We start from the raw sequence: 23,153 nt of genomic DNA, 5'->3' as shown, positions 1-23,153 counted from the left end.
CACTCTAGTGGACTTCTGCTGTCAGAAATTTTTCTTGCAATATATCCAACTCTTCTTGCTCTGATTTTTTCCGCATACTTTACTGCTTGGCGATAAACATTCTTTATGAGACTTATCACACGCCGTTCTCTTTTAACTCCCAAGGGTGACTCCAGGCAATATTTCGCAAGAACAATTACACAACTGAGTCACGCACAAAAACCTGCGCAGATCACTGAGGCACATAAAAAATTTACCTATAGCAGTTAAGCATAAGCTACCTTTCATAGAAAAGTATAATAACGCAAACTAATCAACGAGATATGTTTACACCTTCTATGATTCGCTCTGCAGCAATCTTCATATACTGATCACCTGAAGCTAAGTACTCATTAACTCTATCCATATACCAAGTGGGCACACCAATGCTATCGTTAGTTATCGGGCGACGACTGTATAGATTAGGGATCGCGACCTCTTTTGTTCCCATATAATGGAGAAGCCCCATGGCTTCCTTTCGAAGTTCTGGGTTCGGAGAAGCTAGTGCCGCTTTTGCTATCATGTGTTCGTAGTCTAATCTACCTTTGGGGTAGTGCAAGCCTATGGGATAGTCATGTCGGCCAAAATGACTACACATGACGACCGGTAGCCCGAGCCCAGTGAGTTCCAAGCACGCTGTACCATTCCATAGCACTGCAAGATCCAAATATTGGGCCAAATCACCAGCATTGAACTCAGCATGATTTAGAATAACAACATTTTCAGGCAAATCTTTCGGTAATATATCTTCAAGTTTTTCTGTGAGTTCAAGAGCAATCTCTGGGCGAAGCTCATGAGGATGGGGTTTAATTAACAATAGAAGCTGTGGGTTCTCACGAGCAATTTTTATTGAGTGATGCACCCAGTCAAGCATATCACTGTGAGCTGGCCCTCCATCATAAGGGACAGCTAAGTCGCAAAGAATTTTACCAAAACAACATACAATCCGTCGCCCTTCGTTGCGAGCTTTGTTGAGCGCTTCAGCCGCTGGAGAAAAATGAACATTCTCCCCACTACCGGTTCTATTCTTTGCTACGAGCTCTTCAAATCGCTTCTGGACCTCGTGGCTATCTTTGTTGTCCCGATACCAGCGTTCAAAACGTTCAGGTATTGCTAAGAAAGGAGCCCGGCAGTTGGTATGAAGTGTCATGTCAACTACGGCCATCGAACCAGAGGTCTTGCTGCCAAGGTTACTATAGTAGTTTTCATAAGCGACGCTGGCAGTTACGTAGCGGAGATTTGGAATACGGCGTGCCAGTGCAAAATCTCGGAACACCGAGTATGGCGCGACATGCGAGTTGCTCCCCAGAAGAATGATCGGCTGGCCAGCGTGTTCAACCGCGTTCTCAATACGTTTGCAAACTCGAAGAATATAGTCACACCGGCGGATCAGGCTTTGAAATGTGGACGCGATAGGTTCATCTTCTATAGATATGGTGGCACGTCGGAAAATCGTGCTGAGTCGCTCGTAGATGCCCTGATAATAGTTCACGCCTTCAACTGATACTACGCGATTTGGCCAATCGACATCCCATTCTAAGATAACTTTACCATCCTCTCTGGTATGCTCAATACTATTAAAGAGATTGGCGATGACGTCATCTGCAGCTCTTGGTGGCTTCTGGTCCAGAACACCTTTCATTAGTGAGCCGACAGCGAATCCCTTACTCTTTAATTCGATCAGAGTAGGTGCCACCATAGCTAGTGTATTAAAGCAATTTAAAGAGGCTAAAAACACATATCCTGATGGTTTTTCGGGCTGTTCTACACGTTGATTGATCTCAGACGTTTGCTCAAGAAAGCGAAGACGATCAACCGTGCTCTTTTGGGCTATTTGCCGTCGAAGAGGCGCACTATCAACAAGAGGCTCTTCTGCGAATTTTCTGGCCGTTTGAAAGTCATTAAGATCTCTAGCCAAAGGAATCAATAAAGTTCTTGCGGTTGGAGAGTGATCGGCCTTTTCTATCAGATAGCGGTAGGCCGCATCGTCATTTAAGTGGTAAATTGCTATCCGCGTTTCTATGTCATCGACTAAAGACTCGGGGAATACTGGTTTAATCCACTCAAGCAATGCGCGTGCAATGTCGGATCGGTCGAGTGAAATAAGTTGACGAATCACGGCCTTAAAAAGAGGTGTGAGAGATACAACCCACTCTTCCTTTATATCGATTTTCGGGAGGATCTGAATCGACTCTTCTGCTAAAGATATGAGCTGATTATTATCTTTTTGCGCACTCATTTTAAACAGCGTAATAAATGTATCCTCTACCTCTAGCTTTAGCAAACTATCGTGTAGCATTTCAAGTACTTGATCCCGCAATGCTAAGCGAGGCGTCGCGTCTAACTCAACGCGGGCGGGCTTCCTTTGTAAAACGTTAATCGTTTGAAACAGGAGGATCGGCTTTTCATTTACCGCAATTTCAAGGAGGGTTTCAGCACGCTTTAACTCAAGATTATCAACAAGTACGGTTATATACGCTAAACGTGCACGTCTACTTATTTTTTCTGATTTTATATGTTTCAAATCGATACTTGGAACCGCACTAATATAGCGACCATTGAGGCTACGAAGCGAGAATGCCAGCGTCTCCAAGTACTCCAAAAGCTGTCTATTAGAAAGATCTTGGTAATGTCTTTCCAACCAAACACAAAAATATTCAACTGCAAGCTGAAGGTCGTTGTAACGGACAGCCTCACGATAAAATAGCACCACATCCTCAAATGTAGCGTGCATTAGTCTAGAATGAGTATTCTCAATTAGATTCGGAACAGCATGGCTGGCATCTTTGTCCTGAAGCACCATTGAAACATTCAGTTTTCGTCGCTCGCTACTACGCTCACGCCCGTCAATGGCAGTATCTCGCAATCGTTTAAATGAGGGAATTTTTAGTGCCAACTCTTTTATCGGCGATAGCCAATATTTATGGCGTTGGTAGACAGGATGTATTTCCCGGATCATAGAGAGAAATTGGTTACGGACAAACTTCATTTCTTAACACTCACGAATAAATTATCGAATCAGCGATTACTTAGAAAATTCTATAAATTTTAAAAGCTGGTCATTTCCAGACTTTGAAGCAAAATATATTAAAACCACATACAGCGCCCAAGCCTTATGAATGCATATTATAATTTCACATATTTCATGTTTGAGTATAAATATTTTACTAAATGACAATTCCTTACTGGTCTATCTTATATTGTCACGACTTATTGGCGTGCCCGCTTTCACATCAATCGTAACCACACTACCCAAAATACTGGAAAGATATTTTGGCGGCATTCCAAACCCTGGCCTAACACTGCGCACTGCATCTTCAGTAATAACCTCACCAGCCTTTATATCTTTAACAAAGTATAAAGAGCGGCGGAACTGTGCATTACCCTGCTCACTAGATTTTCTACCATAGTTAACATTTCCCATCGCACTCCATGCCGTTTTGCTATCACGGCACAATTCAGCGAGTTCCTTGGGTTCCAGCGAGAAACTGTCGTCTGGCCCGCCTCCGCTGCGGTCAAGGGTAAAGTGCTTTTCGATGAGGCTTGCCCCCAAGGCAACGCTGGTGATGGCCGTCGTATTATCCAGGGTATGATCGGACAGCCCCGTCACCAGACCGAAACGCTCGATCATGTCGGGTATCGTGCGCAGATTGTAATCTTCGGCGGGCGCCGGATAGCCGCTTACGCAATGCAGGATGGCCAGTTGCCGGCAACCGGCGCCACGGGCGGCATCAATGGCTTCCTGAATTTCTTCCGCATCGGCCATACCTGTCGAGATGATCATCGGCTTGCCCGTCTTGGCAACGTACTCGATCAGGGGCAGGTCCACGGCCTCAAACGAAGCTATTTTGTAAGCGGGGGCGCCCAGGCTTTCGAGCAAGTCGACTGCCGTGGTGTCGAACGGAGAGCTGAAGATAGTGATGCCTAGCTCACGCGCACGTGCAAAGAGCGGTGCATGCCATTCCCACGGCATGTGCGCTTCCTCATAGAGTTCGTACAGTGTACGGCCGTCCCACAAGCCACCCTTTATTTTGAAATCATCGCTATCGCAATCAAGCGTTATTGTATCGGGGCGATAGGTTTGCAACTTTACTGCGTCGGCACCCGCTTTTTTGGCTTCTTCGATGATACGCAGTGCAGTTTCAAGCTTTCCGTTATGATTGGCGGAAATTTCAGCGATGACATATGGCGGCTGATCCGCAGCAATTGTTCGCCCGTTTATCTCTATGAACGGTAGGGTCATAATGCTTTTACTCCTGTTCTGTCGTTGGCGAGAAGCCCGAATACGATGACATCGTGAAACGCCTGGCCGTCAAAATGGTGATCGCGCAGCGTGGCTTCCCGTGTGAATCCTAGACGTTCGTGAAAGCGTATTGAACGCACATTGAAGGCCAGAGCTTCACCGCATAATTTGTGCAAGCCCAGCGTCTCAAATGCATATGCCAGTGTGGCATGTCCTAGACGTTGGCCGCTTCCGGGCAGTGCGTCGGGCGCCAAATAAAAACCCCACTCAGCTCGTCTCGCCGACATATTGTCTATCGAAACATTGGCAAAGCCCACCGGAGTGCCTTGCCGAAGATAAAGCAACAGATATCGATTCGGATCTTGTTGAGCTTTTTCAAACCAGGCACGGTGTTCCTCCGCCCCGATTTCGTGCTGTGTATACATGTAGCGACGTACGTCTGGATGGTTACGCCACTCTCGCACAACTTCCAGCTCCGCTTTCAGAAGTGGACGGAGCTGATCCTCTTCCTCAACCATTGGGTACTTCCTCTTGATGACTTGTTGTTGTCATCAACTTGACCAACCGTGTCAGCCCGTTGCCATCAACGAGACCTGAGGCAATATCGCTCATCTGAGATAGGGCCTTTGGGTGAATGTGCTTTTCCCAGATGTCGGGCAAGCGATTCACTACGTCAGGCTTGCCCACGTTATAAGCCGCACCAGCCTGGTGAAGCGCCTGGGCGATGCCCTTCTGGTTGTCTGCCAATTCCAGCATCAAAGTTGGCACACCGAGGCAGCAACGCTCCCATGAGGTGCTTCCGGCGGCACCGATGGCAAGATCCGCCTGGGTCATGCGCCTGGCCATGTCTGTCACGTTGACTACCACGTCACAATGCCATGGCAGCTCGCCGGCCTTGGCCGTGACAGTATCCAACCAGGGTGCCGAGGCCCCCATGATGACGGTGATGTGGCAGTCACCAGGCAAGCCGCAGTATTTGAGCGCATCCAGCACTGCCCGAGTCGCATTATCCTTATCGACGCCCCCCAGACTGATCAGTAGCCGCTTGGGGTCAAACGTCTCACGTCGACGGTCCAGGCTCGCTTCACGCAGCTCGGCGAATTCAGGGCGCAGCAACGCATAGCGCGGGCCAATCAGGCAGCGACAGCTTGCGGGAACTAGGTCTCTGTAGTCTTTTTCATTACGCCCAAGGTTCTGGTCGAGAAGGATGTTCGCAATATGCGATCTATCCGCAAGGTCATCGATGACCATTAGACGAGCGCCCTGAGGGAGCACGGCCCTTTCCCAACTGGCGTTCAGCGCATAATGGTCCACTATCAGCCAGTCTGGGGTCAGGTCTTCGAGGATAGTTCGACATTCTTCCGCATCGGCTTGCCAGTGCGCCCCCAGCCAATGGGCGTGCTCGGTCATGCCATTCGACCCATAAGGTTGGGCTGAAAGCTGGCCTGCATCGTCATGTCCATCCAGCGGTAGGCGATGCACGACGAACCCTTCGCTTTGGATCATATCGGTCAGGTTGCCGGGGTGCTCACGACAAAGGAAGTGGCAATCTGCCCCCGCACCACGTAGTGCGCGAGCTAACGTAAGGCAGCGCATTACGTGGCCGGTCCCAATCTCGAGCGAGGCATCGGCGCGAATGGCAACGACCTTTCCCCGGCTTGCATCAGGCCGATAACTCACTGTTCCTCGTTCCCCTTTTCCGCCTGCCAAGCTCTGAACAACCACTCCGCCCGCTGCCAATCCTCAAGGGTATCGATATCCTGCACACGGTGACGCGGCAAGAACACCGGCATGGCACGCTCTGTGAAAATCGGGAGACCCTTAATCCACGCGTCGGCTAGCCCCCAGTAAAACTGGCCGGCATCGTGCCAGGCTTCTTCCAGGTCCTGGGAACGGGTATGGAAATGTTTGGGCTGAAACATGGCCACGCGCCCTTGCGGACTCAAGCGCAGCGCCCGCTGTATGGGGAAGACATAGCTGGTGACAGAAAAAGCGTAGTCAACCTCTTCACCACCTTGAAGGCTCTGGTAGCCACTCCTCAAGTCCTCCGGCTGTACGAAGGGTGCCGTGGCATAGAGGCAGCAGACTGTCTTCGGAGCCTTATCATGATCGGAAAGCCACTCGATGGCATGGGCAATGACGGGAATGGTGCCAGTGTGATCATCGGATAGTTCGGCCGGGCGCCTAAATGGCACCTCGGCGCCCCATTCGCTGGCCACTGTGGCGATCTCATCGTCATCGGTTGAGACGATCACACGATCGAAGCAGCCGCTGGCCAGGGCAGCCTCGATCGACCAGGCGATCATTGGCTTGCCGGCAAATGATTTGATGTTCTTGCGGGGAATCCGTTTGCTGCCACCGCGGGCGGGAATCACCGCCACACTGCCCGAACGAGCGTTATCGCTCATGCAACCTCCAGCGCCTGCTGCACTGCACTTACGACTTCGTCCTGCTGGGCAGTGGTCATGGTGGGGTATAGCGGCAGGCTGATGGCCTCGGCATAGTAACGCTGAGCCTCAGGAAAATCATTCCGCTGGAATCCCATCGCTTGGTAGTAAGGTTGAGTATGCACAGGTATATAGTGCAGGTTTACGCCTATGCCCTGCTCACGCAGTGACTCGAAAACCTGGCGATGGCTGACGCCGACTTCATCCAGTATGAGGCGAATCACGTAAAGGTGACGGCCGGAGTAACTGTCGGGGTGCTGCCAGGGAGTGACCACGGGTAAATTGGCTAACCGGCTATCGTAGCGCTCGGCCAGGGCGTTGCGCCGGGCGACATAGTCATCGAGCCGTTCCAGTTGCGAAACGCCCAGTGCGGCCTGCAGCTCGGTTATTCGGTAATTAAAGCCAAGGTCGACCTGTTGGTAATACCAGGGGCCATCCGCTTCATGCGTCATCAGCTTGGGATCCCTGGTCACACCATGGCTACGCAGCAGGTCCATTTTCTGCGCCAATTGGTCGTCATTCGTCAGCGCCATCCCACCTTCTGCCGTAGTGATGATCTTCACTGGATGAAAGCTGAAGATCGTAATGTCACTGTAGCAGCAGTTCCCTATGTATTCGCCCTTGTACTTGCCGCCGATTGCGTGGGAAGCATCTTCAATGATCCTGAAGCCATAACGCTGGCCGAGAGCATGGATAGCCTGCATGTCACAGGGTTGGCCGCAAAGGTGAACCGCCACCACGACCTTGGGCAAGCGCCCTTCTCGCTCGGCCTGGTCCAGCTTGGCCTCAAGAGCTTCAGGGCAGAGATTGTACGTTCTGGGGTCGATATCGACGAAATCGACCTTGGCACCGCAGTAGAGGCCACAGTTTGCCGAAGCAACAAAGGTAACTGGCGAGGTCCACAACCAATCGCCTTCGCCCAGCCCCAGTGCCAAGCACGCAATATGCAACGCTGAAGTCGCACTGTTCACTGCCAAGGCATAGCGGGCGTCGGTTTTCTCGGCCACGGCCTGCTCGAAGCGTGGCACTACCGGTCCCTGGGTGAGAAAGTCTGAACGCAAGACTTCCAATACCGCCTCGATGTCCTGCGACTGAATATCCTGACGACCATATGGAATCATCAAATGGCTCCGATCTTTTCCCAATTGGCGTCGATCCAGGACTTGAGCTCTTCATCGCTCATCCATTCGGCATTATTATCGCTTGCATATACAAAGCCGTCTGGAACTTTCTTCCCGTTCTTGATGCGGTTGGCATCCTGGTCCCAGCTGTTAATTGCCGGAAGTATCTTGAAATGCTCTGGGTATTCGTATGTGTAGTAGGCGTCTTCAGAACCGATCATCTGCTCATGCAGTTTTTCGCCAGGACGAATGCCGACGACTTCCTGCTTGGCTTCCGGTGCAACCACCCTGGCAAGGTCCGTCATTTTCATGGAAGGTATTTTCTTGACGTAGATCTCGCCACCCTCCATATCCTCGAAGGCGTGCCAAACGAGTTCGACCCCTTGCTCCAGGCTGATCATGAAGCGCGTCATGCGCTCGTCCGTGATCGGCAGTACGCCTTTCTCTTTGATGGACATGAAGAACGGGATGACCGAACCGCGTGAGCCCATTACGTTGCCATAACGCACAACTGCGAAGCGAGTATCGTGCCCACCCGCATAGGAATTACCCGCCACGAACAGTTTGTCTGAAGTCAGCTTGGTGGCCCCGTACAAGTTGATCGGGCTGCTTGCCTTATCCGTGGAAAGCGCCACGACTTTCTTGACCCCTTTGTCGATACAGGCGTCGATAAGGTTCATGGCACCATGGACGTTCGTCTTCACACATTCGAAGGGATTATACTCGGCAGTGGGTACAATCTTTGTGGCCGCTGCATGAACTACATAGTCAACACCATCCAGGGCACGGTAGACACGCTCACGGTCGCGCACGTCGCCGATGAAAAAGCGCACACGGGGGTCGTCGTGAAATTTCTTGGCCATTTCCCATTGTTTCATCTCATCCCGGGAGAAGATGATGACACGCTTAGGATTATAGCGCTCCAGCAGCATGGGAATGAAAGTGTGACCGAATGAACCGGTACCGCCTGTAACCAGAATGGACTTGTCGTTGAACATAGAAATACCTAGCCTTTATACCTTGAGTTTTTGCATGATACCGCGAAGATCGTGCATGACTGTTTCATTAATACCCAATTGCTTTCGGCACTTGTGTACCTGTTTACCGTCAAGCCAATGACTTGAAAACATTATCTTACGTAGCAACACCCCAGCACCATGACCGGCCATACAGAGTAATGACCTCGGTTAGGCGTATCATCTTGCTTACGAAGTCAACTTCAGCGCCCTACCGAATAATAGGTAAAGCCCTTGTTCCTCATCCGTATCGGATCGAACATGTTACGCCCGTCGAAGATAAGCGGCTCGGCCAGCTTTTGTTCGATCAGGTCGAAGTCCGGCGCACGGAAGCTCTGCCACTCGGTGACGACAACCAGGGCGTCGGCCCCCTTTAGCGCGGCTTCCTTGGTGCCGCATAGGCTGAGATCGTCTCGGTTGCCGTAGAGGCGCTGGGTCTCTTCCATGGCTTCGGGATCGTAAGCCTGCACCTTGGCGCTGGCTTGCCATAACGCTTCCATAAGAACGCGGCTGGGGGCTTCACGCATATCGTCGGTGTTGGGCTTAAAGGAGAGCCCCCACACGGCGAAGGTCTTGCCGGCCAGGTCGCCGCCGTAGTGCTTGTGGATCTTCTGGAACAGGGTGGTTTTCTGCTCCATGTTGCGTCTTTCCACGGCCTTGAGCACCTTGGCGTCGAAGTCGATATCTTCGGCGGTGCGAATCAACGCTTGCACGTCCTTGGGGAAACAGGAGCCACCGTAGCCCGCCCCGGGGTAGATAAAGTGGTAGCCAATACGCGGATCGCTGCCGATGCCCTTGCGTACTGCTTCAATATCGGCCCCCAGCCGTTCGGCCAGGTTGGCGATCTCATTCATGAAGCTAATTTTGGTCGCCAGCATGCAATTGGCGGCGTATTTGGTCAGCTCGGCGCTCTTGACGTCCATCACGATGATCTTTTCGTGGTTGCGGTTGAACGGCGCGTAGAGCTCGCGCATCACCTCAATCGTCTCGGCGTTCTCGGTGCCGATGATTATGCGGTCGGGCTTCTGGCAGTCGGCCACCGCGCTGCCTTCCTTGAGAAACTCCGGATTGGAGACCACATCGAAGTCAAGCGTTGACATGCCACGCCCTTCCAGCACCTCGGCTACCTTGGCCCGCACCTTGGCGGCAGTACCCACTGGCACGGTGGATTTGTTGATGATGATCTGCTCTCGCTGCATATAGGTGGCGATGGTCCCAGCCACCTTGAGCACATACTGCAGATCGGCGCTGCCGTCTTCATCCGGCGGTGTACCCACGGCGATAAACTGCACCTGGCCGTGCGTGACGCCAGCCTCAGCATCAGTGGTGAATTCTAGCCGACCGGCAGTGAGACTCTCCTTTACCAGCGACTCCAGGCCGGGCTCATAGATGGGGATGATGCCCTGCTCGAGCCGCGCGACCTTGTCGGCGTCAACGTCCACGCAAATTACATGGTGGCCCGCATCCGCCAGGATGGCGCCCTGTACCAGGCCTACATAGCCAGTGCCGAAAACGGTGATGTTCATGTCATATCTGCTTGTCATTCTCATGAATACGGAAGGTGTGAAACAAAAATGCGCGGCACTAGCGCTAGGGAAAACACATGAAATTTTCACACCGCTGAAATGGCTGCATAGAGCATAAAAGAAAGCGTCAGCGTGTGTCATTCTCTCTAATGGAATACGAAGGCTAACATACGGACACGCTACCGCCCGGGGATTATCGGACGCATTCCCATGCCCTAGAAGGTAGAGTGCGCCATGACGCTATGAACAGAGAATGAATTTCAACTTCTAACTTGCCCTGAGCAAGCGTCGATGAACGCAGTATCTTACTTGACGACGCATTAGGAGTCTATGTTTCACCCCGTCTAACCAGCGCTACCCCACCCCACCTAATCAAAAAAAATTCTTTAATATCAATGTCTTATAGTTTTTTACAACATAGAGTGGAGTGTGTTCATACAAAATTGCTCGTATAAAAATGTTTACGCTGGCTGTAAAAGACAGACCAATAAACACAACATAACAGGCGGCCTTAGTGGGCCACCCGCTATTTGTGACTTTCCTTAATCAAGGAAAATTGCTTGTGGTGATTTATTTATAAACCGGCAGACGCGTGCAGATTTCAGCGACTTTATCCAGCACCTTCGCTTCGATGGCGCTGATGTTTTCGCCTTTGGCCAGGACATCGAGAATGTCGCAGATCCAGCCAGCGAGCTGAGTACACTCTTCTTCGCCAAAACCGCGCGTGGTGACCGCCGGGGTGCTGATACACAGGCCTGATGTGACAAACGGGCTCTGCGGATGCTTTAACGCGGTTTCGCATAGTGCTTGACAAATACGCTCAAAGCCGCTGGCAAAGCTCTCACGTCGGTGCCCCGTCACCAGGATTAGTTGGCTTTCCGGATTTAGAAACCGAAACTTCTCAGCAAATTCGGCTTGGAAAGTGCTGTCGTTTTCTAGCTTTTCTACCACACTCAGCAGCGCATCGATCACGGTGTTTCCAGTGACCGTCACTTTGGCTGGGGCAACACCTTCATCCAGCAGGTTTTGCTGTGATAAGGCAGTAGGCGCAAAGTGTAACTCAGCCAGCGCACCGGTGAGTTTGCGGTCAGCTTCTTCCGGCCAAGGGGAGTACAAATTACCTGTATGTAACCCGGCTTCAACATGGCCCACCGGAATTTGCTCGTAGTAGGCCTCCCACGTTGTTGCAAAGGTAGTCGCGGTATCACCATGCACCAGAACAATATCCGGCTTTACCTCCTTCAGAATACTTTTCATGCCCTGAAGAATCGCCGTGGTCACATCGGTAAGATCTTACCCTGGCTTCATGATATTTAGATCGAAGTCGGGGTGATGTTGAACAGGTTAAGCACTTGGTCGAGCATTTCGCGGTGCTGACCGGTTGCGCAAATTTGGGCATCAAACCGTTCATCATCAGCCAATGATAAGGCCAACGGTGCCATCTTAATGGCTTCAGGGCGAGTACCGAATACACAGAGAGTTTTAATGGGTATAAGTTTCTGTTTTGACGACATGTGTGTTTAAAAGTGAGCCAAAGTTGCAGGATCATACTGAAACACCTGACAAGTCGGGTTATTACCAGTCCTTGCCGGGTGGTGCTGAAAGCCGTGCGTTATCAAATAATTTTTAATAATTTATTGATTATATCGCTTTGCTCTAACTCTGCAGTGTTGCATGTCATCTCGGCTTTTTTGGGTGTTTCGTAAGGGCTATTAATACCGGTGAAGTCTTTTATCTTTCCTTCTCGCGCTTTTTGGTAGAGCCCTTTGGGGTCACGTTGTTCGCAAACATCCAGCGGCGTGTCGACGTATACCTCAATAAAGCTACCTTCTTCAAACAGGGCGCGAGCGGTTTCCCGGTCTTTGCGAAACGGTGAGATAAACGCCGTGATCACGATAATGCCGGCTTCGGCAAACAGTCGCGCCACCTCACCGATGCGGCGGATATTTTCGCCACGGTCTTCTTCAGTCATTCCCAGGTCTTTACACAAACCGTGGCGCAGGTTGTCGCCATCTAACAGCATGGTGTGGTAACCACGCCGGTTGAGTTCTACTTCCAGGGCATTCGCCAGGGACGATTTACCCGCACCAGAAAGCCCTGTGAACCACACACATTTACCTTTGTGCCCCTTTATGCGGGCGCGCAGCTCGGGTGTCACGCTTGCGCGGTTCCATACCACGTTGGCTTTGCTGTCGTGTTCACGGAATTCGTAGGGTAGCTCGCTTTCCATCGGCCGATGCACCATCCCCGCGCCCACGGTAAGGTTGGTAAAGCGGTCGATGATGATAAAGCTCCCCGTGCCGGGGCTGGTGCGGTAGTCATCGATGGGTATAGGGGCGGTTAGCTCTACCTGACATCTGGCAATTGTGTTGAGATCCAGGTGTTCTGCGTGACGGTGCTCTAACGTGTTCACGTCGATTTGGTAGTCAATAACGCTCACTTTACCGGCCATTTCACGTGTGGCCAGCTTTAGGTCGTATAACTTGTTAGGTTCTAGTGCAGTATCGTTCATCCATACAATATCGGCTTCAAACCGAGTGACAAGAGGGACTTGACTGTCTTCTGCCACTAGCCAATCGCCACGAGATAAATCAATTTCATCTTCCAGCGTGATGGTAATCCCTTGGCCAGGGTAAGCGCTGTCCAAGTCGCCATCGAACGTGACAAGGCGAGTCACTTTAGATGTTTTGCCAGAAGGTAAGGCGCGCACTACTTGGCCGGGCTTCAAAATACCCGCTGCTAAGGTGCCGCTGTAACCACGAAAATCCCGGTTGGGCCGGTTAACGTATTGCACGGGGAAGCGTAGATCGCGCAGGTTCTGGTCGTGGGTGATTTCGACTGTTTCCAACTGCTGGATCAACGTGGTGCCCTTGTACCAGGGCATATGCTCGCTTTGGTTGACGACGTTGTCGCCATTAAGCGCCGACATGGGCACAAACTGAATATCGGGGACATTCAGCTTTTCCGCCAGATGTTGGTATTCCGCTTTGATTTCATTGAAACGCGCTTCTGAATAGTCAACCAAGTCCATCTTGTTGACGGCAACTATGAAGTGCTGAATGCCGAGCAAATCGGCAATGAAGCTGTGGCGGCGGGTTTGGGTCTGCACACCGTAGCGGGCATCAATCAGGATAATCGCCAGGCTGGCGGTGGATGCCCCTGTCGCCATATTGCGGGTGTACTGCTCGTGCCCTGGGGTATCAGCAATGATGAACTTGCGTTTATCAGTAGAGAAGAAGCGGTAGGCCACATCAATGGTAATGCCCTGCTCGCGCTCCGACTGTAGCCCATCCACCAAAAGCGCCAGATCAACCGTATCCCCGGTGGTGCCGCTGGTTTTAGAGGCCTGAGTGATAGCCGCCAGTTGATCTTCATAGATCATTTTGGAGTCGTGCAGCAGGCGACCAATCAGCGTGGACTTGCCATCATCAACGCTGCCACAGGTAATGAAACGGAGCAGGTCTTTATTTTCGTGTTCGTGCAGGTACTGCTCGATATTGCCAGCGATTAGCTCTGATTGATGAGACATGAGACTTTCCTCATTTAGAAATAGCCCTCGCGCTTTTTCTTCTCCATTGAACCCACTTGATCGCGATCGATGGCGCGACCGCTGCGTTCGCTGGATTTGGTCAGCAACATCTCCTGGATAACCTCGGGCAGCGTGGCCGCGGTAGACTCCACCGCACCTGTCAGCGGATAACAGCCCAGGGTTCTAAACCGTACCGATTTTTCTTCAGGCAATTCACCCGGTTCAAGGGGCAGGCGGTCATCGTCGACCATAATCTGCATGCCATCGCGCTCGACCACTGGCCGTGGTGCTGAGAAGTACAGCGACACAATAGGGATCGATTCCAGGTAGATGTACTGCCAGATGTCTAGCTCGGTCCAATTAGAGAGCGGGAATACGCGAATTGATTCGCCTTTGTTAACCTTGGCGTTATACACGTTCCATAGCTCTGGGCGCTGGTTCTTGGGATCCCAGCGGTGATACTTGTCGCGGAACGAGTACACACGCTCCTTGGCACGGGAAGCTTCTTCGTCCCGGCGAGCGCCACCAAAGGCGGCATCAAAACCGTATTTGTCCAGCGCCTGCTTGAGCGCCTGGGTTTTCATGATGTCGGTGTATTTGGCGCTGCCGTGATCGAACGGGTTGATATTAGCTGCCCGCCCCTCTTCGTTGGTATGAACGAGGAGTTCCATGCCCGTTTCCGCCGCCATGCGGTTGCGGAACTCGATCATCTCGCGGAACTTCCAGGTGGTATCCACATGCAGCAGCGGGAACGGCGGCGTGCCGGGATAGAAAGCTTTGCGCGCCAAGTGCAGCATTACTGAGGAATCCTTGCCGATGGAGTACATCATCACCGGATTGGCGAATTCGGCGGCAACTTCGCGAATGATATGGATCGATTCAGCTTCAAGCTGTTTTAAGTGCGTTTGCCGTTGGGCGGATATTTCTGACATTGGCTTGCCTTTCGCTTCAGTCATTTTGATCACTTATTCAGCGCCGCGCTTAGGGCGTCTTCCCAACGGCTATCGCGCTGCCCACACACAATAAAGTGGGGGTTGAGCAGGCTTTCCTGCTGGTTGCAGCGTAGCGGCTCAAGAGTATGAGCGTTGAGCACTTCGCCACCTGCAGCAGTGACCACCGCCTGGGCGGCGGCGGTGTCCCATTCACAAGTGGGAGCCAGACGCGGGTATAAATCGGCATGGCCTTCGGCTACTAAGCACAGCTTGATTGAGCTACCCATGCTGACCCACTCGTGCTGAGGCAAGCCTGCACAGAAGCTTTCAACTTCCTCGGCTCCGTGGAAGCGGCTACCGACAACCTTCCAGGGGGCAGCATCGGGGTCAGGCAGTTCACGCACCTGTATATTGATGTAGATGCCCTGCGCAATCTTGAAGACTTCACCGCCTACCTGCCCTACCCAGGTAGTTTGCAGCACCGGCGCGTAGACAATGCCGAATACCGGCACGCCTTTTTCGATCAGCGCCACATTCAGAGTGAACTCGCCATTTTTGTTGACGAACTCCTTGGTGCCGTCCAGCGGGTCGATCAGCCAGTAGCGCTGCCAGGCTTGGCGAGTGCTGAAATCAATCGTGTCGGATTCTTCAGATAGCACCGGCACGTCGGGGGTAATCTTTTGTAGCAACGCGATCAGCGCGTGATGCGAGGCCATATCGGCTTCGGTCAGGGGGCTTTGGTCAGCCTTGGTCTCGACCGAGAAATCATCCTTATAAATAGCCATGACCTCACACCCAGCGGCGTGTACGCCTTCGATCAGGCGGGCGCGTCGTTCATTAGAGATGAAGGCAGTCACTGAACATCCTTAAAACATGGGTAGCTATTAAAATGGCCACACCAGCGGCACCAATCCGATCACCGTAACGGCCACAAGGGCGCTAAGCGGCGCGCCCAACCGTAGGTAGTCGCTAAAGCGGTAGCCGCCGGGGCCAAGTACCATCAGGTTGGTTTGGTAGCCAAGCGGGGTCATAAAGCTTGCCGAGGCGGCGAACATGATGGTGATGGCGAAGGGCAAAAAGTTAACACCTAGCTGGTCGGCCACCGAGACGGCAATTGGGAACATCAACACGGCAGCAGCGTTGTTGGTAATCAGCTCGGTGAATACGACCGTCATTAAGTACACCAACGCCAGGGCCATCCAGGGAGCCAGGTTATCCGCTAGCAGCAACCATTGAGCCACCTGGGTGGCGGCACCGGTATCGGTCATCCCTGCCCCTAGGGCAAACGAAGCGGCAATGACGATGAGCATGGAGAGGTCAACATATCGACGTGCTTTGCTCATGGGTACGCAGCGGGTTGCCAGCATGCCGCCGCCGGCGAGTAGCGCGGCTTCCAGAATCGACAGCAGCCCTGTCGCGCTGAGGGCCACCATGCCCGCTAAAATACCCAGGGCGATGGGCGCTTTGCGGAAATCCGGCGGGGTAGAATCGGTTAAACCACTTACCAACAAAAAGTCTTTTCGGTAACGGTACTGCTCAACAAAATCCTGGGCAGTCTCCATTAGCAAGGTATCGCCCACTTGTAATGAAATCACGCCTAGCTTGCCGGGTATTCGTTTGCCATTCCGAGATATCGACAAAATGACGGCTTGGTAACGGGAGCGGAAGCGCGATGCCTTGACGGTTTGGTTCAGGCCCGCGTAATCGGGGCCAATCACCGCTTCCACTAAACAGCGCTGATGGTGGGCAATATCCAGCTTGTGGACGTCACCACTGGCGGGCTTAAGGCCGTGTACTCTACGCAGTTCACGGGCGCACTCTGGGGCGCCGATAAAAACCAGAATATCACCCGGCATTAGCTCTGTTTCCGGCGGCACAGCCGTTAGCAAATGCCCATGCCGCTCAATATCTGCCAAGTAGCCATGAACAAGGCTGCGCAAACCAGCATCTGCGATGGTTTTACCCACCAGCGGCCCTTTGGCTTCAACCTCTACCTCAACTGCGTATTCACGGGCCTGTTCAAGCTGCTCAAGCACACCTTGGCGTTCCGGCAATAGGCGGTTGGTAAAAAAATACAAAAATGTGCCGCCGACAATCACCAGCGGCACGCCCACCCACGCCAGTGAAAACATCGACAAACTGACGCCGCGCTCGCTTTGCAACAGGCCATCGACCACCAGATTAGTGCTGGTACCAATCAAGGTGCAGGTGCCGCCGATAATCGCCGCATAGCTCAGCGGTAGCAGTAGCTTGCCCGGCGGCAGCTTTAAACGTGCCGCCCACTCTTGGATAGCAGGAATGAACATGGCTACCACGGTAGTGTTGTTCATAAATGCACTGAGCCCAGCTGCGGGCAATAACACGCGTAGCTGCGCCTGTCGTAGCTGCGTGGGTTGACCCAGTAGACGGTGGGCCAACCACTGAATCGCACCCGTTTCTTTTAACCCTGCCGCGACCACGTAAAGCGTGGCAATGGTAATCACCCCAGGATTAGAGAATCCTTGTAACGCTTGGGAGGGGGTTAATGTGCCGCTGATGACGAGGCATCCGAGGGCCGCCATTAAAATCGCATCAGGGGCAATGCGGGTTAGCGCGAGTGCGGCTAAGGTGGCAACTACCACCAAGAGGGCAAATATCGCCGCGACTTCCATAGTGCTCCGTTTTCAACCTTAGCCGTCTAAAAAACGTTCAGGCACGCTACCGCCCAGGGATTGTTCCGGACGTTTCCCTTGCCCTAGTCATCATTAGCATTTGGCGTGCCGACAGCGTCGTTTACTACATGCCTCGCTGCGTTCCGTCACTGCGATTTTGTTACAATACGCGTTGGCGTTAGAGATTTTTTCGGGTTAACTCAATTTAACATCAAGTGCATATAAGCCTTTCGGTTGTCTTGCCAGTCCAAGGCAGAACGCGCCCTATGGTACCTTATCCACAGTAATGGGGGCGAATCTTTCCTCGCGGCTAGCCAGTTGGAAACCGGGCCTATCATGTCTTTCACCTGGTGTGTCAGAAGGAGCCAAAAGGCTGGGGCTGGGCCGCGCCCTTCCCCTTCTTACCTTCTTAAACCGCCCCCAACAGATGGAAGTTCCCATTGCGCATTTGCTGAAGCCGTAAAAGACAAAGCCGCCGAAGATGATTATCTTTCGGCGGCTTTCTTGAGCGCTAGGCTAGGCATTTACATCATGCTTCGCCCACATCGGGCGTCGCTTATTTATAAACCGGCAGACGTGTGCAAACGTCAGCCACTTTATCTAGCACCTTCGCTTCGATGGCGCTGGTGTCTTCACCTTTAGCCAACACATCCAAGATATCGCAGATCCAACCAGCGAGCTGGGTACACTCTTCTTCGCCAAAACCGCGCGTGGTGACCGCCGGGGTGCCGATACGCAGGCCAGAGGTGACGAACGGGCTTTGCGGGTCGTTAGGAACGGCGTTCTTGTTTACGGTGATGTGGGCACGACCCAAAGCGGCATCAGCATCTTTACCTGTTACGCCCTGCTTGATCAGCGAAAGCAGGAAGAGGTGGTCTTCGGTGCCGCCGGAGACGATGTCGTAACCGCGGTCGATAAACACCTTTGCCATTGCCTTGGCGTTCTTCACTACCTGCTGCTGGTAGGTTTTGAACGCTGGCTCCATAGCCTCTTTGAAGCAGATCGCTTTGGCCGCGATCACGTGCATCAAGGGACCGCCCTGGCCGCCGGGGAAAACCGCTGACTGCAGCTTCTTCTCGATATCCGCATCGTTTTCAGCAGAGAGAATCACGCCACTGCGTGGGCCGCGTAGGGTTTTGTGCGTGGTAGAGGTGACTACATGGGCATGGGGCAAGGGGCTGGGGTAAACGCCCGCAGCGACCAGGCCTGAGACGTGGGCCATATCGACCAGTAAGTAAGCGCCCACTTCGTCGGCGATCTCGCGGAACTTAGCCCAATCGACAATTTGTGAATAGGCAGAGAACCCGGCGATGATCATTTTAGGCTTGTGCTCGCGAGCAAGCTGGGCCACTTGGTCGTAATCAATCAGTTCTTGGTCGTTCAAGCCGTACTGAATGGCGTTGTAGTGCTTGCCCGAAAAGCTCGGCTTGGCGCCGTGGGTCAGGTGGCCACCCGCGTCTAGGCTCATGCCCAAAATGGTATCGCCGGGCTTAACGAGCGCTTGGAACACTGCGCTGTTGGCTTGCGAACCCGAGTGGGGCTGGACGTTCACGTAGGTAGCGCCGAACAGCTCTTTGGCGTAATCAATGGCCAGGTTTTCAGCGATATCGACGAATTCACAGCCGCCGTAGTAGCGCTTGCCGGGGTAGCCTTCGGCGTATTTATTGGTCAGCTGGCTGCCCTGGGCTTCAAGTACGCGGGGGCTGGCATAGTTTTCGGAAGCGATCAGTTCGATGTGGGCTTCTTGGCGCTCCACTTCTTTCTGCATGGCATCAAACAGCACATCATCGAATCCGGCAATTGTCATATCGCGGCTGAACATCGGCGGGAACCTCGTAACGAGAAAGGGTCATCATGGGAGAAGCGAGGGCGCTATCATAACGCAGCCTGACGCGACTTTCATCGCATCCGCGTCAGGTCGTGCATGAGCGTGACTCATGTAATGACAGGTTGAGTGTCATCGCGAGCGGAGCGTGGCGATCTCGTTTTGTCATTGCGAACGCAGTGAAGCAATCTCGGGGGTTCCTGCCACCGCAGGTTCAGATTGCCGCGTCGCTGCGCTCCTCGCAATGACAGGCGTGGTGTCATTGCGAACGCAGTGAAGCAATCTCGGGGTTCCTGCCGCCGCTAGTTCAGATTGCCGCGTCGCTGCGCTCCTCGCAATGACATGGGGGAGTGTCATTGCGAACGGAGTGAAGCAATCTCTGGGTTTCCTGGCGCCGCCAGTTCAGATTGCCGCGTCGCTGCGCTCCTCGCAATGACATGGGGAGGGTTGGCGCTCTTCGCAATGACATGGGGGAGTAGAGTGCTCCTCTTCCCGTCAATTTGCATTTTCTTTCCTGGCGCAAAATACTGTATATTTATACAATATTTTAAGGATCAGGATGCCGACGATGCCGGGCCAGTCAGTTCACTTTTCTCCAGCCTTGCCGTTAACTTCCCAGCCGCTGCCTTATTTAACCTTTATGGGCCGCGCTGGTTTTAGCGGCTTTCCTTCGCCTGCGCAGGATTACGAACCCTGCACGCTGGATCTCAATACACGGCTGGTTAAAAACCCTACTCAGACGTTTTATGTCACCGCTACCGGCGACAGCATGGAGGGTTGGGGGATTTTTGAGGGTGATTTGCTGGTGGTTGATCGCAGTATTGAACCGCGCCTGGGACATATTCTGGTGGCTATGCTGGAGGGCGAGGCGCTGATTAAACGCTATGCGCTCTATCAGGGAACGCCGCACCTTTGCTCAACGCATCCGCACTACCCTCCACTGCCACTTGAAAACAGCGACTGCCAGCTATGGGGTGTGGTGCGCGCCGTCGTGCATGAGTACTTACGTTGACTGAGGAGTGGCGATGATCGGTCTCGTTGATGCCAACAATTTCTACGTCAGCTGCGAGCGGGTTTTTCAGCCCAAGTTGGAAGGTAGGCCCGTGGGGGTAATGTCGAACAACGACGGCTGCGTGATCGCCCGCTCTGCAGAGTTAAAAGCGCTCGATATACCCATGGGTACGCCCGCCTTCAAGCTTGAAGGGTTGCGCCGGAGCGGCGAGATCCACTTACTGTCGTCTAACTATGAGCTCTACGGCGATATGTCGGCACGACTGGCCCAACTGCTGCGCGATGCCTGCCCAGAGATTGCCCCCTACTCCATTGATGAGATGTTCGTCTATTTAGACGGTTTCACAACAGAGCAGTGTGAGGGGCTGGGACGAGAATTGCGCCAGCGTATTCGTCGCTACTTGGGCTTACCGGTATGCGTTGGGCTGGCACCTACCCATACGCTCGCCAAGCTGGCTAACCACTTTGCCAAGCACGATCCTTACTACCAGGGTGTTTGCCTGCTTAATGGGCAGGGCCACACCACTGAGGCGTTGCTCAAACGTACCCCGGTGGGCAGCGTGTGGGGCGTCGGCCGACGCCTAGCCGAGCGCCTGGCCATTGGCGGCGTCAACACCGCCTGGGACCTGCGGGAAAGCGATGAGAAACAGCTCCGCAAGCGTTTCTCGGTGGTGCTGGCACGCACCGCGCTCGAGCTGCGCGGTACGCCCTGTATGGAGATGAATGCTCTGGATCAACCGCGCCAGCGCATTATGACATCGCGCTCTTTCGGCCAACCAACCGGTGTTTTTGCAGAAGTGCATAACGCCCTACGCCGTAACGCCCAGCGTAGTGCTGAAAAACTACGCGAACAGCAGAGCCTGGCCCGAGCGGTCATGGTATTTCTCAACACTAACCGCCATCGGCGGGACCAGAAGCAGTACTTCCCCAACGCAGTGATCGCCCTGCCCTCGCCCAGCGACGACACCCGGGTGATCCTTGATGCCGTTCGCCAAGGGCTTGAGCAGATTCACCGCCCTCGCTACCAGTTTATGAAAGCTGGGGTGATGCTGCTGGATTTGGTGGACGCCGAGCAGCACCAGCTTTCGCTGTTGCATCCACCCACCCGGGATCGTCACCCATTTTTGATGGCCACGGTAGATCAGATTAACCAGCAGATGGGGCAAGGCACCATTCGCTTTGGTATGACGAATGCGCCTGCTGCTTGGCAACTGCGCTGCGCCCACCGCTCAGACCGCTATACCACGCGCTGGGATGAGCTGATGAAAGTAGGCACCCACCCCGGCGCTGTTGCCGCCTTCGAGGCAAAGCAGAAGCAGAAAAAACAGCAGGCGTTAACCAGCACTAAGCGCGGTACGCAGCCGCGGGCTTAGGGTTTCGCCAAGCGCTGCCATGGCAACCAGAAGGGCTAGTAGCCAAGGCCAGTGTGCGGCAAACGAAACCTGATAGATCCCCAGCGCATCGACGAAAATCACCACAATGCCGAGCGGGCTAACGTAGCGCACCATGGTTAGCCATAGCGCATAAGGTAGCGGTGCAAGCCCGAGCTCTTCGCGGAAGGAGTCGCTCTTTAATACAAACCCCGCCAGCACCACCATGCCCAGACCACCCAGCGGCATCATCCAGCGCGATGTCAGGTAGTCCAGCCAGTCAAACAAATTCTTACCGGCCAGTGTCCAATCCGCGCCCAGGTTAAACGACAGCATCGCCAGGGTGCTGATCAACCACAGCACAATGCCCGTGCCCCAGGCGGCTTTCGAACGCGAGATACCTTTGTTATCGCACAGCCAGGAGACCGTGGCTTCGACCATAGAGATCGAGGAGGTTAATGCGGCCATGGAGAGCATCAGGAAGAACAGAATGCCAAACAGCGTGCCCAGTGGCATCGCCTGGAAGGCCAGCGGCAGGCTCATAAAGATCAGCCCTGGGCCTTCGCCGGGGTTCATGCCGTTGGCGAAAATGACCGGGAAGATCGCCAGCCCTGCCATCAGCGCCACAACGGTATCCGCCACTGCCACACTCACCGTGGTGCGGCCAATCGAGGCGCCCTTGGGCAAGTAGCTGCCGTAGGTAAGAATCGCCCCGGAGGCCAGCGAGAGGGTAAAAAACGCGTGACCAAGCGCCGCCAGCAGGCCCTCGCTAGAGAGGCTGCCCGCGTTGAACGAGAACAGGAAGTTAACCGCCGCGCCAAAGCCACCGGAGAACATGCCGAAACCGATCAGCACCACCAGCATGATCACTAGCCCCGGCATCATCCAACTAACGCTCTTTTCGATACCCTGCTGCACGCCTTTGCCCACAATCAACATGGTCAGCAGCGTGACTAAGGTGCTCCAGAAGCCAAGATTCAGCGGGTTGGCGTTATTGGCGCCAAACACGGCGGCCATGTCGTCAACGCTGCTGCCTGACAAACCGCCGGTTAGCATTTTCCACAGATACGAGAACGACCAGCCCGCCACGACCACGTAAAAAGACAGGATCATAAAGCCGCAGAGCATCGCCATCCAGCCGATCAACGACCATACCGATGAACTGCCTGATTCATTGACCACACGGCGAATGGCATCAATAGGACTGCCGCGGCCGCGCCGCCCAAAGGCGATCTCGGTCATCATTACCGGCACACCCACGGCAAAAATACAGGCTAGATACACCAGTACGAAGGCACCGCCGCCGAACTCCCCGGTGATATAAGGGAATTTCCAGATATTGCCCAGCCCAACTGCAGAACCGGTTGCCGCCAGCATAAACCCCCAGCGGCCTAGCCATTGGGTGCGAGGTTGCCTAGAAGAGGTCATTTGCCCATTTACCCTGTCAGAAAAAGGCGCTCATCC

General features: G+C 53.5%; 18 protein-coding genes. 2 read left to right on the top strand and 16 right to left on the bottom strand.

Going from position 1 to position 23,153, the window contains the following annotated elements; all coding sequences use genetic code 11:
* Positions 1-292: 292 nt before the first annotated feature.
* The 15 genes from QHL1GM_RS18860 to glyA all read right to left on the bottom strand — a co-directional run bounded on the left by QHL1GM_RS18860 (position 293) and on the right by glyA (position 19,305).
* Complete coding sequence (locus QHL1GM_RS18860) at positions 293-3,007, bottom strand: hypothetical protein (RefSeq protein WP_071695846.1); 2,715 nt, start codon at positions 3,005-3,007, stop codon at positions 293-295.
* A 201-nt stretch (positions 3,008-3,208) separates the two neighbouring features.
* Complete coding sequence (gene pseI, locus QHL1GM_RS18855; protein WP_071695845.1) at positions 3,209-4,261, bottom strand: pseudaminic acid synthase; 1,053 nt, start codon at positions 4,259-4,261, stop codon at positions 3,209-3,211.
* The gene (pseH, locus tag QHL1GM_RS18850; protein WP_071695844.1) at positions 4,258-4,779 is read right to left on the bottom strand and encodes a UDP-4-amino-4,6-dideoxy-N-acetyl-beta-L-altrosamine N-acetyltransferase; all 522 of its coding nucleotides are present in this window, start codon (positions 4,777-4,779) and stop codon (positions 4,258-4,260) included. Before pseH ends, pseI begins: the two co-directional genes overlap by 4 nt.
* On the bottom strand, positions 4,772-5,941 hold the full coding sequence (pseG, locus tag QHL1GM_RS18845; protein WP_071695843.1) for a UDP-2,4-diacetamido-2,4,6-trideoxy-beta-L-altropyranose hydrolase: 1,170 nt from the start codon (positions 5,939-5,941) through the stop codon (positions 4,772-4,774). Before pseG ends, pseH begins: the two co-directional genes overlap by 8 nt.
* Positions 5,938-6,669: a pseudaminic acid cytidylyltransferase gene (pseF, locus tag QHL1GM_RS18840; RefSeq protein WP_071695842.1), complete on the bottom strand. Its 732-nt coding sequence runs from the start codon at positions 6,667-6,669 to the stop codon at positions 5,938-5,940. The genes pseG and pseF overlap by 4 nt, the downstream gene beginning before the upstream one ends.
* A complete protein-coding gene (gene pseC, locus QHL1GM_RS18835; protein WP_071695841.1) occupies positions 6,666-7,829 on the bottom strand; it encodes a UDP-4-amino-4,6-dideoxy-N-acetyl-beta-L-altrosamine transaminase in 1,164 nt (387 codons plus the stop codon). The genes pseF and pseC overlap by 4 nt, the downstream gene beginning before the upstream one ends.
* On the bottom strand, positions 7,829-8,827 hold the full coding sequence (gene pseB, locus QHL1GM_RS18830; protein WP_071695840.1) for a UDP-N-acetylglucosamine 4,6-dehydratase (inverting): 999 nt from the start codon (positions 8,825-8,827) through the stop codon (positions 7,829-7,831). Before pseB ends, pseC begins: the two co-directional genes overlap by 1 nt.
* Positions 8,828-9,048: 221 nt before the next feature.
* Positions 9,049-10,371, bottom strand: a complete 1,323-nt coding sequence (locus QHL1GM_RS18825) for a UDP-glucose/GDP-mannose dehydrogenase family protein (protein WP_071695839.1) — start codon at positions 10,369-10,371, stop codon at positions 9,049-9,051.
* Positions 10,372-10,941: 570 nt separating this feature from the next.
* Complete coding sequence (locus QHL1GM_RS18820; protein ID WP_254795334.1) at positions 10,942-11,628, bottom strand: UDP-N-acetylglucosamine 2-epimerase; 687 nt, start codon at positions 11,626-11,628, stop codon at positions 10,942-10,944.
* Between the two features lie 56 nt (positions 11,629-11,684).
* Positions 11,685-11,813 (bottom strand): hypothetical protein, encoded by a 129-nt coding sequence (locus QHL1GM_RS19855; RefSeq protein ID WP_302847889.1) that lies wholly within the window; start codon positions 11,811-11,813, stop codon positions 11,685-11,687.
* A 173-nt stretch (positions 11,814-11,986) separates the two neighbouring features.
* Positions 11,987-13,900 (bottom strand): sulfate adenylyltransferase subunit CysN, encoded by a 1,914-nt coding sequence (gene cysN, locus QHL1GM_RS18815; protein WP_071695838.1) that lies wholly within the window; start codon positions 13,898-13,900, stop codon positions 11,987-11,989.
* 14 nt (positions 13,901-13,914) lie between these two features.
* Positions 13,915-14,832, bottom strand: a complete 918-nt coding sequence (gene cysD / locus QHL1GM_RS18810) for a sulfate adenylyltransferase subunit CysD (protein ID WP_071696057.1) — start codon at positions 14,830-14,832, stop codon at positions 13,915-13,917.
* 29 nt (positions 14,833-14,861) lie between these two features.
* Entirely contained in the window at positions 14,862-15,689 is an 828-nt protein-coding gene (cysQ, locus tag QHL1GM_RS18805; protein WP_083571063.1) for a 3'(2'),5'-bisphosphate nucleotidase CysQ, read from the bottom strand.
* 27 nt (positions 15,690-15,716) lie between these two features.
* Positions 15,717-17,483, bottom strand: coding sequence for an SLC13 family permease (locus tag QHL1GM_RS18800; protein ID WP_071695837.1), 1,767 nt, complete (start codon positions 17,481-17,483; stop codon positions 15,717-15,719).
* A 556-nt stretch (positions 17,484-18,039) separates the two neighbouring features.
* Entirely contained in the window at positions 18,040-19,305 is a 1,266-nt protein-coding gene (gene glyA / locus QHL1GM_RS18795; RefSeq protein WP_071695836.1) for a serine hydroxymethyltransferase, read from the bottom strand.
* A gap of 571 nt (positions 19,306-19,876) precedes the next feature.
* On the opposite strand from glyA, the gene QHL1GM_RS18790 reads away from it, so the two are divergent.
* Both QHL1GM_RS18790 and QHL1GM_RS18785 read left to right on the top strand, forming a co-directional pair.
* On the top strand, positions 19,877-20,320 hold the full coding sequence (locus tag QHL1GM_RS18790) for a LexA family transcriptional regulator (RefSeq protein ID WP_071695835.1): 444 nt from the start codon (positions 19,877-19,879) through the stop codon (positions 20,318-20,320).
* A gap of 13 nt (positions 20,321-20,333) precedes the next feature.
* Positions 20,334-21,692: a Y-family DNA polymerase gene (locus tag QHL1GM_RS18785; protein WP_071695834.1), complete on the top strand. Its 1,359-nt coding sequence runs from the start codon at positions 20,334-20,336 to the stop codon at positions 21,690-21,692.
* Here QHL1GM_RS18785 and QHL1GM_RS18780 read toward each other — a convergent pair.
* Positions 21,654-23,117, bottom strand: coding sequence for a sodium-dependent transporter (locus QHL1GM_RS18780; protein ID WP_071695833.1), 1,464 nt, complete (start codon positions 23,115-23,117; stop codon positions 21,654-21,656). The two genes, QHL1GM_RS18785 and QHL1GM_RS18780, sit on opposite strands and share 39 nt — an antisense overlap.
* Positions 23,118-23,153: the final 36 nt, after the last annotated feature.

Origin of the sequence: Halomonas sp. QHL1 (assembly GCF_001882345.1) — a bacterium.
GTDB lineage: Bacteria > Pseudomonadota > Gammaproteobacteria > Pseudomonadales > Halomonadaceae > Vreelandella.
This window is presented reverse-complemented; position numbering and strand designations above follow the sequence as displayed.